The sequence below is a fragment of the Bacillus cereus ATCC 14579 genome (genome assembly GCF_000007825.1).
GTDB lineage: Bacteria > Bacillota > Bacilli > Bacillales > Bacillaceae_G > Bacillus_A > Bacillus_A cereus.
In genome coordinates, this window is sequence record NC_004722.1 from 5098144 (window position 1) to 5114489 (window position 16346).

The following is a 16346-nucleotide window of genomic DNA, read 5'->3' on the forward strand; positions in this document are numbered from 1 at the left end:
ACTAGTCATTTTGATAGATAGGGGCGTACACAAGTGCTATTACAATATTTAACAATCAAAGACTACGGCGAACACGAAATCGTCATTCAAAAATCAAGATTTATTTGTTATATTAGCCGAGCAACGACTGAGGAAGAGGCTCAAGAATTTATACAAAAAATAAAAAAACAACATTGGAATGCAACACATAATTGTTCCGCTTATTTAATTGGCGAACAAGATCATATTCAAAAAGCAAATGATGACGGCGAGCCTAGCGGTACAGCTGGCGTACCAATGCTGGAAGTACTTAAAAAACGTGGACTAAAAGATACCGTTGTTGTTGTAACACGCTATTTTGGTGGCATTAAACTTGGTGCAGGTGGATTAATTCGTGCATATGGAAAGTGTACAAGCGAAGGCATTAATCATGTCGGTGTTGTCCAGCGAAAACTAATGCGTGTGATGCAAACCGAGATTGATTACACATTACTTGGCAAAGTGGAAAATGAATTACGCAATTCAAAATATGCCATTAAAGATATTCATTATCTAGAAAATGTCACATTTGATACGTATGTAGAAGAAGACGGCAAACAAGCATTTACAGATTGGATGATTGAATTAACAAACGGGAAATGTACAATTACAGAAGGAGATATGTTGTACTTAGAACAAGATGTTATCTAAGCATAACCCATTTATCACCTTCAAAGATTAATGTAGTGAATTACTTCCCTACAAATGAACTAACGAACTAAGGAGATTATATATGGAAGAACGTTATTATCATCTCCAAAATAGCAGAATAAAAAAGAAGCGAAGAAGGAAACTTTTCTTCTTCCTTATTTTCGCATTTTTATTTGGCAGCATAGGAGTTTATGTGTTAAATTCTTACTCTTCTCTTATGGGGATGTATAGTGGTTTTACTCGTGAAAAATCAGATTTAAGAAACAAAGATGTAGAAATTACAAAAGAACCTTTTACAATTCTCATTATGGGTATAGAAGATTATGCGACAGATGGTCAAAATGGTCGTACAGACTCATTAATGTTTGCAACAGTCAATCCAAAAACGCAAAAGATTTCACTTATGAGTATTCCTCGTGATTCTCGAGTTAAAATTGTTGGCAAAAATAAGGAAGACAAAATTAACGCTGCCCATGCTTACGGCGGAGAAGAAATGGCAATCAAAACTGTCGAAGGCTTTCTAAAAGTTCCTGTAGACCATTATCTGAAAATTGATTTCCAAGGCTTTAAAGGTATCGTTGATGCTGTTGGCGGCGTTACCGTTGACGTACCCTTCGATTTCTGGGAGCGCTCTGACGTGGATTACTACAAAAAAATTCAGTTTAAGCAAGGACAGCAAAACTTAAACGGTGAAGAAGCACTTGCTTACGTCCGTATGCGAAAGCAAGATCCAAATGGCGATTATGGTCGAGCTGCTAGACAAAGACAATTACTGGCCGCTGTTGCTCATAAACTAAACTCCACCTCTACTGTATTTAAAATTAAAGATTTAACAGCTGTCGTTGGAAAATATATAAAAACCGACATTCCTATTTCAGACGGACTTGCTCTTTACAATAAACTTTCTGGATTTGATCCTTCTACAATGCAAACGTTAAAGCTTGAAGGCGAAGACAAAAAGATAGGCGGTATTTATTACTTCCTTCCAGATCCAATCAGTGTAGAAACGGTGCGTAACGAAATTGAAAAAGAATTAGGAGAAAAAGCAAAAAATCCAACTACAAAAAACAACTCAAATCCTGATTTAAATTCAAGTTCTAACTCTAACGAACAAACAAAAAAAGAGACAAACCAAAATAAAACACCAACTGATCCGCCACCTTCTACAAATGCTCATGCAGAGTGGATTATGCGCAATCAGCCGTAAAAAAAAAGGCCCAATCTATCCGATTGGGCCCTTTTTTTTTTACTTATTAAAGTGTTGTAAAATCGCTTCTACAATACGCTCTGATGCACGACCATCACCATAAGGGTTAGATGCTTTCGCCATCTTATCATGGGCTTCTTTATCTGATAACAGCTCATCAGCAAGACCAAAGATTGTCTCTTCGTCTGTTCCTGCTAATTTCAGCGTACCTGCTTCAATACCTTCAGGACGCTCTGTTGTATCACGAAGAACAAGAACTGGTACCCCAAGTGATGGAGCTTCTTCTTGTACACCACCAGAATCCGTTAACATTAAGTATGAACGAGCTGCAACATTGTGGAAATCAATTACATCTAGCGGCTCAATTAAATGAATACGGTTATGTTCACCTAAAATTTCATTTGCTATTTCACGAACAACAGGGTTCATATGAACAGGGTACACAACTTGTACATCTTCATGCTTATCAACAAGACGCTTAATTGCACGGAACATATTGCGCATCGGTTCACCTAAGTTTTCACGGCGGTGAGCTGTCATAAGTACAAGACGATCATTTCCAAGTTTCTCTAGTACAGGATGACTATATGTTTCTTTTACAGTCGTTTGTAGCGCGTCAATTGCTGTATTTCCTGTAATGAAAATACGTGACTCATCTTTATTTTCCTTCTGTAAGTTCGTTGCTGATTTTGCTGTTGGTGAGAAATGAAGATCCGCCATTACACCTGTTAATTGACGATTCATCTCTTCTGGGTATGGAGAATACTTATCCCACGTACGAAGGCCCGCCTCAACATGACCTACTGGAATTTGATTATAAAAAGCAGCTAAGCTTGCAATAAATGTTGTTGTTGTATCACCATGTACAAGTACAATATCCGGCTTCGCTTCTTTCATTACTTTATCCAAACCTTCTAAACCACGCGTTGTAACATCAATTAAAGTTTGGCGGTCTTTCATGATATTTAAATCGAAATCTGGCGTAATTCCAAAGATACTTAATACTTGATCTAACATTTGGCGATGCTGTGCTGTTACAGTCACAATCGATTCAATTTTTTCTGGGTGTTTTTGCAACTCTAATACAAGAGGTGCCATTTTAATTGCTTCTGGACGTGTCCCGAAAATTGTCATTACTTTTAAACGTTCAGTCATGTGATTGCCTCTTTTCTTTCACTAATTACAGCTTCTATTATGACATATAAAAATATGCATGAGTACATCCCTTTTTAACGCATAACAGAAACTTTTCTATTACAAATACTTTTTCTTCCCACCGAGTAATAATCTATCTTTTGTTTCTTAACATCTTCATCAGTATAACAATTTCTCCCATCAAATAAAATAGGCTCCCTCATAAGTTGTACGTACTTTTCTAACGGATAAGTTTGAATATCTTCCCATTCTGTTACGATAAAAACCGCACTCGCATCTCTAATCGATTCATCTATACATCTACTATATTGTATAGCATCTCCAAATATATTTTTTACATATTGAATTGCTTTTGGGTCGTAAAGAACAATTTCTGCACCTATATTAAGTAATGCTTCTATTATAATAAGAGATGATGCCTCTCTAATATCATCCGTATTCGGTTTAAAGGATGCGCCAAGAACTGCAATCCGCTTTTTACTCATGTTCATAACTTTTTTCGCTTTTTCAATCAATAGCAGCTGTTGCTTATTATTTACTTCAATAACCGCTTTTAACAAACGAAAATCATGAGCAACATTTCCCGCAATTTGCACCAGCGCTTTCGTATCTTTCGGAAAACACGACCCTCCGTAGCCAATGCCCGCATTTAAAAAAGATGCACCAATTCTCTTATCCATTCCCATCCCTTTGGCAACATCCAATACATTCGCGCCTACCTTCTCACATATATTTGAAATTTCATTAATGAAACTAATCTTTGTAGCTAAAAAGGCATTCGACGCGTATTTAATCATCTCTGCACTTTTAATATCTGTAACATACGTTTCTAAACATAATTCACTATACAAACTCTCTACTCTTCTTGCTACTTCCTCGCTATCCGCTCCAATTACAATACGATCTCCATGAAAGAAATCATAAATACCTGAACCTTCACGCAAAAACTCTGGATTCGATACGATATGTACTGTATGCCTCCCTTTTAACTTCTCCTCAATCCATCCCTTCATTACATCATTTGTACCTACTGGAACTGTACTTTTCGTAACAACAATAATATCGTTCGTCGCGTATAATCCAATATCGTTACAAGCACTCTGAATATACGTTAAATCTGCCGTCCCATCTAATAAAGGTGGTGTTCCAACTGCAATAAATATAAACTCTACATCATCAAATGCCTCTTCTTTATTTGATGTAAAAATTAAAGCATTATTCTCATATGCATAATTTATTAATTCATGTAATCTAACCTCATAAATAGGTAAATCCCCTTGTTTTATCCGTTCAATTTTTTCATCATCTATATCAAAACATGTAACTGAATGCCCTAATTTTGCCAATCCTACTCCTGTAATCAATCCAACATATCCAGTACCTACTATCGTAATTTTCATTTCTTTTTCGCACAGGAATTTACAATAGAAAAGATATGAAATATAGAACTCTCCCTGCGCTTCCCCCTCTCATATTAAAAATGAGAAAACCCTTTTCCTTTTTCATTATATGAATTACTTCTCTTATTTTTTTTAAAGTTTTTGTAAAATTAAATGCACTATAAAGTAAAACTTAATCAGTAAGAATGAGGCTGCCAGTTTACGCGTAATAAATTCCCACATTTTAACACGAGACTTACTCATTTCTACGTGCAACACTTATAATACTGAAATAAAAGTATTCACTATCGAAGAAAAAGAGAAAATGTCACATTCCGAAGTCCAGTACGATTAACCTTCTTATATGATTCAACATTCTATATACAATTGTCATATATTTTATTCGCTTCCATTAACCGTAAAAAGAAAAAAAGATTGAATTCTAATCTTTTTGTGATACCATATGTTATGAGCCTGTAAACAAACATCATAATTTTCAGATAAATATATTTTCAAAAAAAAAAATTACGTTAGACTATAAAGGGTGGGGTATTAATGGACTCACAAGTGATTTATGCCATTTTGGCATCTTTCATCACTGTACTTGTCGTTACTCCTTTAGTTATTAAATTAGCTTTTAAAATAGGAGCGACAGATAAGCCAAACGCACGTAAAGTGCACCAAAAGATTATGCCACGTCTTGGCGGGTTAGCAATATTTATTGGTGTAGCTGTAGGATTTGTTGTCGGTGGCTTATATGAGCAAAGAATGTTATCGATAACGCTAGGTGCAATTATCATTGTAATCATCGGAATTTTAGATGATATGTACGAGTTATCTGCGAGAGTAAAATTCGGTGGACAACTGTTAGTTGCCATTATGATTGTAAAAAGTGGATTATTAGTGCAAGTATTATATATCCCATTCATTGGGGATACTGAACTTGGATGGCTTGCTTATCCAATTACAGTATTTTGGCTTGTAGGTATTACGAATGCAATCAACTTAATTGACGGCTTAGATGGATTATCTGCTGGGATTTCATCTATCGTACTTGCAACGCTAGCATATATGGCCTTCACTAGCCCATGGGGTACTGGAACAGCTATTATCTTGCCACTTGCATTAATTATATTAGCAAGTACAATTGGATTTTTATTCTACAACTTCCATCCAGCAAAAATTTTCATGGGAGATACAGGAGCACTATTTTTAGGATACTGTATTTCTGTTATATCGTTACTTGGATTATACAAAAGTGTAACGTTATTCAGTTTTATCGTTCCAATTATCATTTTAGGTGTACCTATATTTGATACGATATTTGCAATCATCCGTCGTATCGTAAATAAAAAACCTATTTCAGCACCAGATAAATCGCATTTACATCACCGCTTACTTGCAATGGGATTCTCTCATCGCAAAACGGTACTAATTATATACGCATTCGGTATTTTCTTTAGTGTAAATGCCATTATTTTTACTACTGCAACGTTATGGTTATCCATTATTCTTCTTTTCGCTTTGATTTTCTTCACAGAAATCATCGCTGAAATAATCGGGCTTGTACATGAACGCTACAAACCAATCATTTCCTTTTATAAAAAAGTGAAAAAACGCGAAGACTAATTGTAGTATAGCCTTTTCAATTATGAAATATTCAAATAGCATCCTCTTTCTTATAAGAGGATGCTATTTTTTATTCTCATTTTATATTTCCAAAATATAGATTGTTTGAGAGTTCCTCTATTGGAGAAAGATATACATAATAAGAAAAGTATCAAGTTTTCTTTTTTACATCTTGATTGTCAAACTGAGGGTGAATGTTATGATCAAGCGAGTATTTCAATGTATTATTTTATTTTTAACGATTACTATGTACGTATCATCTAATACTGAAGCAACAACTGTTATTCCTGCTGAATATCATCCAAATACTGAAACAACTTCTCCTACACAAAAAATTGCGTACTTAACATTTGATGACGGTCCAAACAAATATACTACACAAATTTTAAACATCTTAAAAGAAAAGAACGGAAAAGCAACTTTCTTTGTTATTGGTGGAAAAGTACCACATTATAAAAAGACAATGCAACGATTAATTAAAGACGGACATTATATCGGACTTCACAGTATGTCACATGATGTAAAACGCCTTTACACTGGTGACCCTTCCACTTTAATTGCAGAAATGGAGCAAACACAAAGCATTGTCCAGCAAGTTACGAAATTAAATACACATCTCGTTCGCGTTCCATATGGTAGTATGCCTTATTTAAAGAAGAATTACCGTGACGCACTTGTATCGGCCCAGTATAAAATGTGGGATTGGACGATCGATACATACGACTGGAAAAGCTATGACAATCCTTCTGCCATACTCGAAAGAGTACGTAATCAAAGTGATGAACAAGTCGAAGTCATTTTAATGCATGATTCGAGTGTAACCGTACAAATACTGCCAAAAGTAATTGATTACTTACAGTCACAAGGATACAAACTTCTTCCCTATAATCCTTCTTCTCATCTCAAGGTAAATTTTTGGAAAGACACAAGATTGTAACAGCTTTAGTGCCTATGTGCTAAAGCTGTTTTATTTTTCTCTTCCCACCCTTCCCATTTTTGTGTAAAATTTTAAATAGTGATGAAGTTTCGAGGTGAATAGAAATGAAACGAATAGATCTCATTTTTAACGCAATACAAAAAGGCAATTATACAGAAGGTGTAACCGCATCAGAACTCGCTACATTTCTGCAACTAGATCGCGCCAATGTAAGTAGCGATTTAAACAAACTTGTAAAAGATAAACGTTTATTAAAAACAAATACGCGACCTGTTCGTTTTTACATAGAAACGAACACTTCGTTGGAAACGCATTCAAAAGGCATAACTTCATTAGATACATTTGCAATTGAAAATACGAGCCTTAAAATTGCAATTGAAAAAGCGAAAGCTTCTATTCTCTATCCTCCAAACGGTATGCATACTTTACTACTGGGAGAAACAGGGGTCGGAAAGTCTATGTTTGCTTCTTTAATGCACGAATATGCAATTGAAGTTGAACAGCTTCCCAAAGATGCACCATTTATCGTCTTTAACTGTGCTGATTATGCAAATAATCCCCAGTTACTACTCGGGCAATTATTTGGGATTAAAAAAGGAGCTTATACAGGAGCAAGTGATCAAAAAGGGTTAATTGAAAAAGCACATGAAGGAATTCTTTTCTTAGATGAAGTACATCGCCTGCCTCCAGAGGGACAAGAAATGCTTTTCACCTTTATTGACCGCGGAGTATACCGCCGCCTTGGAGAAACAGAGAACGAACGTAAAGCACAAGTATTAATCATTACTGCAACAACAGAAGAACCAAATTCATTTTTATTAAAAACATTTACAAGACGTATACCGATGACTGTTACGCTGCCACCACTTCGTGAGCGTACACATAAAGAGCGCTTTGCTTTACTACAGCTATTTTTCACAAATGAAGCAATTCGTCTGCGAAAAGACATTCACGTTAGCCCAAATGCAATGCGTGCTTTCGTCTTTTACAATTGTCCCAATAACATCGGTCAATTAAAAACAGATGTTCAAATTGCATGTGCGAAAGCCTATTCTGATTTGGTCACAAAGAAACGTGATTCTGTCTATGTTTCAAGTACAGATTTACCTTGGTATATGAAAGAAGGGTTGTTCATTGAAAGAAAGAGCCGTCACTTATACCAAATACCAAATGAAACATTTGTATTTACAGGTGAGGAAGGTTGGAGTAATCATAAAACAGAAAATGAAAAACGCTCTTCTATTTACGATTATATTGATTATAAATACGAAGAACTTCAAGCACGTGGTATTGAAGAGGAAGAATTAGAATTACTAATAGAAAATGATGTTCAAAGCTTTTTCGTACAATATTTTAACCAAATATCCAAAAAAACAAGCCATGAAAATGTTTTTAAAATTGTGGATCGTAATATCGTTTCCGTATGTGAAAAAATAGCGGAACTTGCTGAAAAGCATTTATCTAAGACGTTTGATGAAAAAGTATTTCTTGCTTTAAGTTTACATGTACAGACAACTCTACAACGTTTACAGAGCGGAAAACAAATACATCACCCACAATTAAATCAAATTCGTACGAAATATAAAGAAGCTTTTTCCGTAGCTATGCAATGCATTCAACTACTGGAGGAAGAATTACAAATAACAATGCCTATTGATGAAGCTGGCTTTTTAACAATGTTCTTCGTTGTTGATCCAATTCCTGCCTCACAAACAGAAGTAAAAGTATTAATATTAGCACACGGTAATGGCATCGCAACTGAAATGGCAAACGTTGCAAACGAACTTCTCGGTATTGAGGAAGTAACCGGTATTGATATGCCGTTACACGAATCACCGAAAGATTTCTTGGAACGTGTGAAAGTGTATATGAAAACACTACAAAATGTAAATGGGCTTCTCTTACTTGTCGATATGGGGTCACTTGCTTATATCGGTGACATATTAGAAACTGAGTTCAAAATCCCTGTACGTGTTCTCTCGATGACGAGCACACCACATGCACTAGAAGCAGCTCGAAAAGCTCAGCTCGGTTATTCATTAGATGCGCTGTATGAAACAGTAAAAAATTTAACACCGTTTTACTTAAACGTACAAGAAGAAAAGAAAAAACCTCTCTCTCCAATGAAATCTGTTATTTTAACAGCTTGTTTAACTGGTGAAGGAAGTGCTTTAGCTATTCAAAAAATGTTAGAGAACTATTTACGATTTGATAAAGACTTAATTGAAATTATTCCGATTAGTATCGTCCATGAAAAAGATTTAACGAAAATGATCGAGAACATAAAAAAAGAGCGTAATATCATTTGTATCGTCACGAATTTCGATGTGCAAGTGCCGTGCTTAACATATCATTTCCAAGACATCGTAAACTACACAGCAATTCAGCCCATTCAAGAATTAATTACGTATGAAGAAACATATGCAAAAATGGCGGATATTCTTGAACAACAAATGCAGCGTAACGATGGGGCATTACTTATTAAAACAATTCGTTACGCATTAAATACAATTCAAGAATTAATTTCCTTACAGCTAACTCCTGATAGCTTAATGGGGGTTATTCTGCATATGAGCTGTATGGTTGACCGTCTTCAAAAAGGAGAAAGCCTTCTTCCTCACCCTGATAAAGAGAAAAGAAGACAAGATGAATACTGGATGTATATGAAAGTAAAAAAAGCATTGCAACCGATTGAAAATACATTTGAAATACAAATACCTGATGACGAAGTATTTTACGTTATGGACTTCTTTATTAAAAATCAGCCTGTTAAAAATTAATTGAGGCCGTTTTTAAAAATATCGACCGTAACGTGAGTTATATCGGCGATTTTCAAAACATATCGATTTACCGACAATAATCGCTAAAACTAGCACCTTATATAATGAGAAAAGGCTGTTCCAACATATGGACAGCCTTTTCATCTACTTCTTTACTTTTCTAACTCGCCCTCTTATTTCTCCTCTTTTTTGTGATTTCGTATGGACATTAACATATACATTTGCTTGAATAATTTCTTGAAGTAAATGTACAAATGATTTCCCTTGTAAAGGTCCCTCAAAATCCTCTACATTCACTACACCAGTAATACTTCCCTCGTTCAAACTAATCCCTTGCTCCAGTGGACCATACAAATATAAAACAACAGGACCAATTTGAGTAGACTTCCCTAAATGAATTTGACACGATGTAACCTTTTCTATATTTTTTAGTATTACTCTGTAATGCAATTTCGTTAAATCATCACTAAAAATAAACTCTGCTACCCCAAAAGCTTCTGTATTTACAGGAGGCACTTCCCTCTTACCTGTTAACCTGGCAAAGAAATGTGTTGTCATAAGGCATTCTCCTTATATAAATTTCCCAGCACTACTTCTACTACTTTATGGTTTAGACATAATCATTTATGACTTTTTCAATTTTTAATTACAAAGAAAAGATTCACAAAATCTTTACATTAAAATCGTTCCTGTAGATTGAAAGTCTCTTGTATAATGCACATAGAAAAACATTATAGGAGGTTATTTTGAAAAAAAACAAACACATCTTTCACACATTATTAGAGATTTTTCTCGTCTCATTTAAATTAGGACTTACTTCATTCGGCGGTCCTGTCGCTCATCTCGGCTATTTTCACCACGAATACGTGCAAAAAAGAAAATGGATGGATGAACGAAGCTATGGAGATTTAGTAGCGCTATGTCAATTCCTTCCTGGTCCTGCCAGCAGTCAAGTCGGTATGGGGGTTGGATTATTAAGAGGCGGACTATTAGGAGCTATTATTTCATGGATTGGATTCACTTTACCGTCTGTACTTGTTTTGGTTTTCTTCGCCTCATTCCTTAATCAGTTCGATCTTGGAAGTGCTGGCTGGATTCATGGACTAAAACTTGTAGCAGTAGCTATTGTCGCTCATGCCATATGGGGAATGGCGCGAAAGTTAACTCCAGATCGCAACCGTGCGACGATTGCGATTGTAACTGCCGCAATTGCCTTATTATGGCCAAGTAGTTGGACACAAGTCATCCTTATTATAATATGTGGCTTTATCGGCTGGTTTTTATATCGCAACCAACCAATTAGCCAATCACAAAATATAAAAGTACCTATTTCAAAAAAGATAGCAGTTTCTTGTCTCGTCTTATTCTTTGGACTATTACTGCTGCTACCGATATTAAGACCGTTTTCTTATTACATCGCTTTATTTGATAGTTTCTATCGTTCTGGCGCACTTGTATTTGGAGGAGGACACGTCGTGCTGCCCCTTCTTGAAGGTGAGTTCGTACAAAACGGAATGATGACGAAAGAACAGTTCCTAGCTGGATACGGATTAACACAAGCAGTACCAGGACCACTATTTACATTCGCCTCTTATATAGGAGCAGTATTAAACGGGACGCTTGGGGCAACACTCGCAACAATTGCGATTTTCCTCCCTGCTTTCTTACTCGTTATTGGTGTTTTACCATTTTGGAACAGTGTGAGAAAAATATCATTCATACAAGGCGCACTACTTGGTGTTAACGCCGCAGTTGTTGGTATTTTAATTGCCGCTTTTTACGATCCTATTTGGACGAGTACAGTTATAAATGCTTCAGATTTCGTTTTCGCTTCGCTTCTTTTTTGCTTACTAGCTTTTTGGAAAACACCACCTTGGGTTATCGTTATACTGGGAGCCTTTGGCGGATATATTCTGTCCATTTTATAAATAAAAAACGACGGCATGATGTAGCCGTCGTTTTTTCTATTAAAACTTCACAAGCTCTATGCCTTCTGGCAACTCACTCTCTGTTAAAATACGCAATTCCTTCACACGATCCATTACGTAAGAAGAACGCTTCACAAGCTCTGGATCAATATATGCTGGATGAACCATAATTTCTACCGTTTGTTCACCTTGTACTCTTTCTTTTAACTTCACAAAGTAATCTTCCGTCACACCATCCGCATAAAAATCACTGTAAAACACATCAGAAAATGGATGCACCGCTCTATCTTCCTCACAACGACGAATCGGAACATTATATTTAGCCGCTAATCTCTCAAGAACATCATGTAAGATCGGTAAACCATGCACATGATGATGACTATCTAAATGAGTTGGTGTTAATCCGTAAGATAAAAACTTCTCAATTTGAGCAGTCCATTCTCTCTCAACTTCTTCTGGATTTATATTCCCTTCCCTTACAACACTTTGTTTATGAAACGATCCGTTTTCCCCTACGAGTGACGGTACATCCTTTAACAGTGGTTCTCCTGCCGTTAATACGAGATGTACGCCTACTCCGAGTAGGTTGTACTCTTTCGCTAAGCGTACCGCATGCTCTGTTCCTGGCATATTCATCATCATCGTCGTTGAATTTACAAGTCCATTTATATGCCCATCAATAATGCCGTAATTTGTACCTTCTGTAAGACCGAAATCATCTGCATTTACAATTAACTTAATCATCATAATACCTCCTAATAGAATAAAAAAAGCGGGCTAAATAGCGCCGCTTTTACTTCTCTACCTTTTTGAAGAACTGCGGAAGATACTCTTTATGTGCTTCCAACATTTCATCTAAAATTTGTTTTGCAACTTTATCTGATGGTACAAGTGGATTGATTGTCATAGCAAGCAGCGCCTTATGATAATCCCCTGTAACAGCAGCTTCAATTGTTGTGCGCTCAAATGATTTAATTTGTTGTACTAAACCGCGAACTGGTACTGGAAGATCTCCCACTGCAATTGGTTTTGGGCCTTCTTTCGTAATAATACAGTTCACTTCAACAGCTGAATCATGTGGTAAGCTTGCAATTGTTCCGTTGTTTCGTGTATTAACAGGCTGGATATCACCTTTATTATTGTAAATAGACGTAATTAAGCTACATGCTGCATCACTATAATAAGCTCCGCCACGTTTTTCTAATTGTGGTGGTTTAATATCTAAGTTCGGGTCTTTATATAACTCAAATAAATCATTTTCTAATTGTTTTACTACTTCTGCACGTGTACCTTTTTCAACAGAAGCTTCTTTCTCTTCTTCTAACATTTCACGTGTTTTGTAGTAGTAACGGTGGTATGGACATGGAATTGCACGAAGTCCTCGAATAAAGTCTGGTTCCCAGTTAAGCGCTGCGATATTTTCCATCGTAATTTGCTTTTCTGGATCTGTCACAAGCTCTAACACACGGTCCATTACACTCACGCCATCTAAATATACGTCTAATCCATATACCATATGATTTAAACCTGCGAAATCAACGTGAACACGACTCGCATCTACTTCAAGTAATTTTGCAAGACCCATACGAATTCCGATTGGAACGTTACATAGACCAACTACTCTTTGAATATTTGTATAACGAAGAACAGCTTCTGTTACCATACCAGCTGGATTTGCAAAGTTAATTAACCATGCATTCGGACAGAGCTCCTCCATATCTTTACAAATATCTAAAATAACAGGAATCGTTCTCAACGCTTTGAATAAACCACCAGGACCATTCGTTTCCTGACCGATTACATCATATTTTAATGGGATTGCTTCATCTTTTGCACGTGCTTCTAATAAACCAACGCGAAGTTGTGTTGTTACGAAGTCAGCATCTTTTAATGCCTCGCGACGATCAAGTGTTAAATGTACCTCGATTGGTAAACCTGATTTTTTCACCATACGTTTCGCTAAGTTACCAACGATTTCTAACTTTTCTTTTCCTGCCTCAATATCTACTAACCAAATTTCACGAACAGGCAGTTCATCATAACGCTTAATAAATCCTTCAATTAACTCTGGTGTATAACTAGATCCACCGCCGATTGTAGCAATTTTAATTCCAGTCATGCTTTATTCCCCTTTCGCTTCAAGCTTTTTATAAAGATCGATAAACTCTGCTGCTAATTCTTTCACTGTAATCGCATTCATTAAATGATCTTGTGCGTGAATTAAAAGAACACTAACCTCTGTTTTTTCTCCTCTTGCTTCTGATTGTATGAGCTCTGTTTGGAAATGATGCGCTTCATTAATCGCTTCTTTTGCCTTTACCATCGCTTCATCTGCTTCTACCATTTTCCCCTGTTTGGCAAATTGAAGTGCCTCCATCGCAAAGCTTCGTGCGTTACCACTATTTAAAATCAATTGGAATGGAATTTGTTCTGCTGTAGTCATCATAATTACCGCCCTCTCTATAAGGTTCAACCGATTTAAATACCCCTTCAGTTTGAACATTTCTATTACATTATTATTTTATGAATGATAGTTTGGTGTTCTTGTAGATGAGTTTCATCTTTTTGAACATGATATAAAGGTGATTGTCCTCACAGATAGTGTTATCTGTGAGAACAATTACTGTGTTACATAGGTACAGAGTTGTTATTTCCTTGTGCTGCTGCTTTTTCAGTACGAACAACAGAACGATCGCACAATACAACGAATGGATAGTAGATTACCATCGCAATTACAAAGTTGAATAACTGTAGAATTGCACCTGAAAGATGCCCACCTGTTACAAGATAACCACTAATAATTGGTGGTGTTGCCCATGGAATCATTGCAACTGTTTTTGGTCCCCAACCAATAGATATAGCTGTATAAGAAGTAATTACCAATACAATTGGTGTTATGATAAACGGCAAGAATAAAACTGGATTTAAAATAATTGGTGTACCAAAGATTACTGGTTCGTTAATGTTGAATGCACCTGGACCAATTGATAAGCGGGATACACCGCGTAATTGTGCACTTTTTGCTACAAGTAATACAACTACTAAGAACGCTAATGTTGCACCAGAACCACCAAGATATACGAAAGTATCAAAGAATGGTTTTGTAACAATGTTTGGAACATCAAATGCAGATGTGCCACCTTGGAATAACTTCATATTTTTCTCTAATGCTGGTAAGTATAACGGCTCAATAATACCACCAACGATATTTGGACCATGTAAACCGAAGAACCAAAGAAGATGAACAAGGAGTACAATGACAATTGCACTTGGTAATGTCCCTGCTAAACTTTGCAGTGGTGATTGAATCGTATTAAAGATAAATTCATGAACACTTGTACCAGCTAATTTCACTGCTAATTGAATACCTGCAACTACTGTTAAGATAACAAATGCTGGAACTATAGCTGCGAAAGATCTTAAAACTGCTGGTGGTACTCCATCAGGCATTTTAAAAGTAATGTTTCTTTGTACGAAGAAACGGAATACTTCAGTAACAAGGAGTGCCACAATAATTGCTACGAATAACCCTTGTGCACCTGTCCAAGCTAAGTTCAATCCGCCTTCTTTCGGTGTTGTTGGCGTAAGAATAATTAACGCACCAAATGAAATAATACCTGCTGACAAACCATCAACGCCGTAAGATTTTGCTAAGTTATAACTTGTTGTAAATGCTATGATTAGTGCTAGAATCGCGAAAGAACCAGTCCACATTCCACCGCCAACTTGTTTCCACGTTTCACCAAACAAACCTTTCATGAAATCTTGGAAAGCCTCAGATGGAAAACCATTAATTAGTGATGCCAGTGCACCAACTAAAATAAGTGGCATAACTGCGATAAATCCGTCACGGATCGCAGCTAAATGACGTTGCGACCCGATTTTACCAGCGACAGGAACAATATATTTCTCCATGAATGCAATAAACTTTTGCATTTCGCTTCCCCCCTAATTATTTTTTAAGTGTTAATGCGTGATCTAAAACTGCTTCTCCATTCATCATGCCGTAGTGCATTGGATTGATAACGTCGATTCCAACGTTTCTCTCATCAGCAAGCGTTTTCATTGGAAGAAAGCATGTAACGAACTTGTGGTCCTAGTAATAATACATCTGCTTGATCGATATTCGTTTTTACTGCATCCCCAGATACAGCCCAAATCTTTCCTTCTAAACCGCGAGCTTTTGCAGCCGCTTCCATTTTTGTAACTAGTAAACTTGTAGACATCCCTGCTGAGCAACATAATAAAATATTCATTTGAAAATCCCCCTTGTGTAGTATAAAAAATTTATGTTTTATTTATTTTTCTTTACGCTATTTATTAATGCAATTAGCGTGCCAACTTTTTAAAACCACTAAAATCAGTGCTTTTTCGAGCATTTTCTTTGTGTGTTAACGCTTTCAATTAGTGTGTCGTCTAAAAAACACACAGTGTGTTATAAAACAACACGCTTTTAACACATAACTGTATGAAAATAGATTAGTGTTTAGTTGTCTAGTTATGTTTAATATGAAAAAACACTAAAAAAATTTTTTATCGTAGAAATCTAGTAAAAAACAACATTTTCTTGAGCTCAGTCTTCTATCTATTCTATTGTCCAAGCATACTCTACTAGATTACATAAAATAAAATAGAATAAAATAACACAATTCGAAAGGGGAT

General features: G+C 36.1%; 13 protein-coding genes and 1 pseudogene. 6 read left to right on the plus strand and 8 right to left on the minus strand.

Annotated features, from left to right (window positions below; translation table 11 throughout):
- Positions 1 to 33 precede the first annotated feature (33 nt).
- Both BC_RS25920 and BC_RS25925 read left to right on the plus strand, forming a co-directional pair.
- Positions 34 to 669 (plus strand): YigZ family protein, encoded by a 636-nt coding sequence (locus tag BC_RS25920; RefSeq protein WP_000926669.1) that lies wholly within the window; start codon positions 34 to 36, stop codon positions 667 to 669.
- Between the two features lie 82 nt (positions 670 to 751).
- A complete protein-coding gene (locus BC_RS25925) occupies positions 752 to 1876 on the plus strand; it encodes an LCP family protein (protein ID WP_000392794.1) in 1125 nt (374 codons plus the stop codon).
- A gap of 39 nt (positions 1877 to 1915) precedes the next feature.
- Here BC_RS25925 and wecB read toward each other — a convergent pair whose 3' ends face one another.
- Together wecB and BC_RS25935 are read right to left on the minus strand one after the other, a co-directional pair.
- Positions 1916 to 3031, minus strand: a complete 1116-nt coding sequence (gene wecB / locus BC_RS25930) for a non-hydrolyzing UDP-N-acetylglucosamine 2-epimerase (RefSeq protein ID WP_000140145.1) — start codon at positions 3029 to 3031, stop codon at positions 1916 to 1918.
- A gap of 74 nt (positions 3032 to 3105) precedes the next feature.
- Positions 3106 to 4431 carry a UDP-glucose dehydrogenase family protein gene (locus BC_RS25935; RefSeq protein ID WP_000704931.1) on the minus strand — a complete coding sequence of 442 codons (1326 nt, stop codon included), beginning with the start codon at positions 4429 to 4431 and terminating at the stop codon, positions 3106 to 3108.
- Between the two features lie 534 nt (positions 4432 to 4965).
- Here BC_RS25935 and BC_RS25940 point away from each other — a divergent pair.
- The 3 genes from BC_RS25940 to BC_RS25950 all read left to right on the plus strand — a co-directional run bounded on the left by BC_RS25940 (position 4966) and on the right by BC_RS25950 (position 9756).
- On the plus strand, positions 4966 to 6039 hold the full coding sequence (locus BC_RS25940; RefSeq protein WP_000378318.1) for a glycosyltransferase family 4 protein: 1074 nt from the start codon (positions 4966 to 4968) through the stop codon (positions 6037 to 6039).
- A 199-nt stretch (positions 6040 to 6238) separates the two neighbouring features.
- The gene (locus BC_RS25945) at positions 6239 to 6976 is read left to right on the plus strand and encodes a polysaccharide deacetylase family protein (protein ID WP_000597149.1); all 738 of its coding nucleotides are present in this window, start codon (positions 6239 to 6241) and stop codon (positions 6974 to 6976) included.
- Positions 6977 to 7080: 104 nt separating this feature from the next.
- The gene (locus tag BC_RS25950; protein ID WP_000820973.1) at positions 7081 to 9756 is read left to right on the plus strand and encodes a PRD domain-containing protein; all 2676 of its coding nucleotides are present in this window, start codon (positions 7081 to 7083) and stop codon (positions 9754 to 9756) included.
- Between the two features lie 144 nt (positions 9757 to 9900).
- Here BC_RS25950 and exsM read toward each other — a convergent pair whose 3' ends face one another.
- Positions 9901 to 10314: an exosporium regulatory protein ExsM gene (exsM, locus tag BC_RS25955; RefSeq protein WP_000207046.1), complete on the minus strand. Its 414-nt coding sequence runs from the start codon at positions 10312 to 10314 to the stop codon at positions 9901 to 9903.
- A gap of 188 nt (positions 10315 to 10502) precedes the next feature.
- Between exsM and BC_RS25960 the strand changes: the two genes are divergently transcribed.
- Positions 10503 to 11684: a chromate transporter gene (locus BC_RS25960; RefSeq protein WP_000739648.1), complete on the plus strand. Its 1182-nt coding sequence runs from the start codon at positions 10503 to 10505 to the stop codon at positions 11682 to 11684.
- A gap of 39 nt (positions 11685 to 11723) precedes the next feature.
- Here the strand turns inward: BC_RS25960 and chbG are convergent, their stop codons facing one another.
- The 5 genes and pseudogenes from chbG to BC_RS25985 all read right to left on the minus strand — a co-directional run bounded on the left by chbG (position 11724) and on the right by BC_RS25985 (position 15940).
- Positions 11724 to 12428 carry a chitin disaccharide deacetylase gene (gene chbG, locus BC_RS25965; protein ID WP_000593496.1) on the minus strand — a complete coding sequence of 235 codons (705 nt, stop codon included), beginning with the start codon at positions 12426 to 12428 and terminating at the stop codon, positions 11724 to 11726.
- A gap of 49 nt (positions 12429 to 12477) precedes the next feature.
- Positions 12478 to 13803, minus strand: coding sequence for a 6-phospho-beta-glucosidase (gene celF / locus BC_RS25970; protein ID WP_000145750.1), 1326 nt, complete (start codon positions 13801 to 13803; stop codon positions 12478 to 12480).
- Positions 13804 to 13806: 3 nt separating this feature from the next.
- A complete protein-coding gene (locus BC_RS25975) occupies positions 13807 to 14130 on the minus strand; it encodes a PTS lactose/cellobiose transporter subunit IIA (protein ID WP_000989059.1) in 324 nt (107 codons plus the stop codon).
- A 182-nt stretch (positions 14131 to 14312) separates the two neighbouring features.
- Positions 14313 to 15620 (minus strand): PTS cellobiose transporter subunit IIC, encoded by a 1308-nt coding sequence (gene celB / locus BC_RS25980; RefSeq protein WP_001168821.1) that lies wholly within the window; start codon positions 15618 to 15620, stop codon positions 14313 to 14315.
- Between the two features lie 16 nt (positions 15621 to 15636).
- Positions 15637 to 15940, minus strand: a pseudogene (locus tag BC_RS25985) (PTS sugar transporter subunit IIB).
- Between the last annotated feature and the right edge of the window lie 406 nt (positions 15941 to 16346).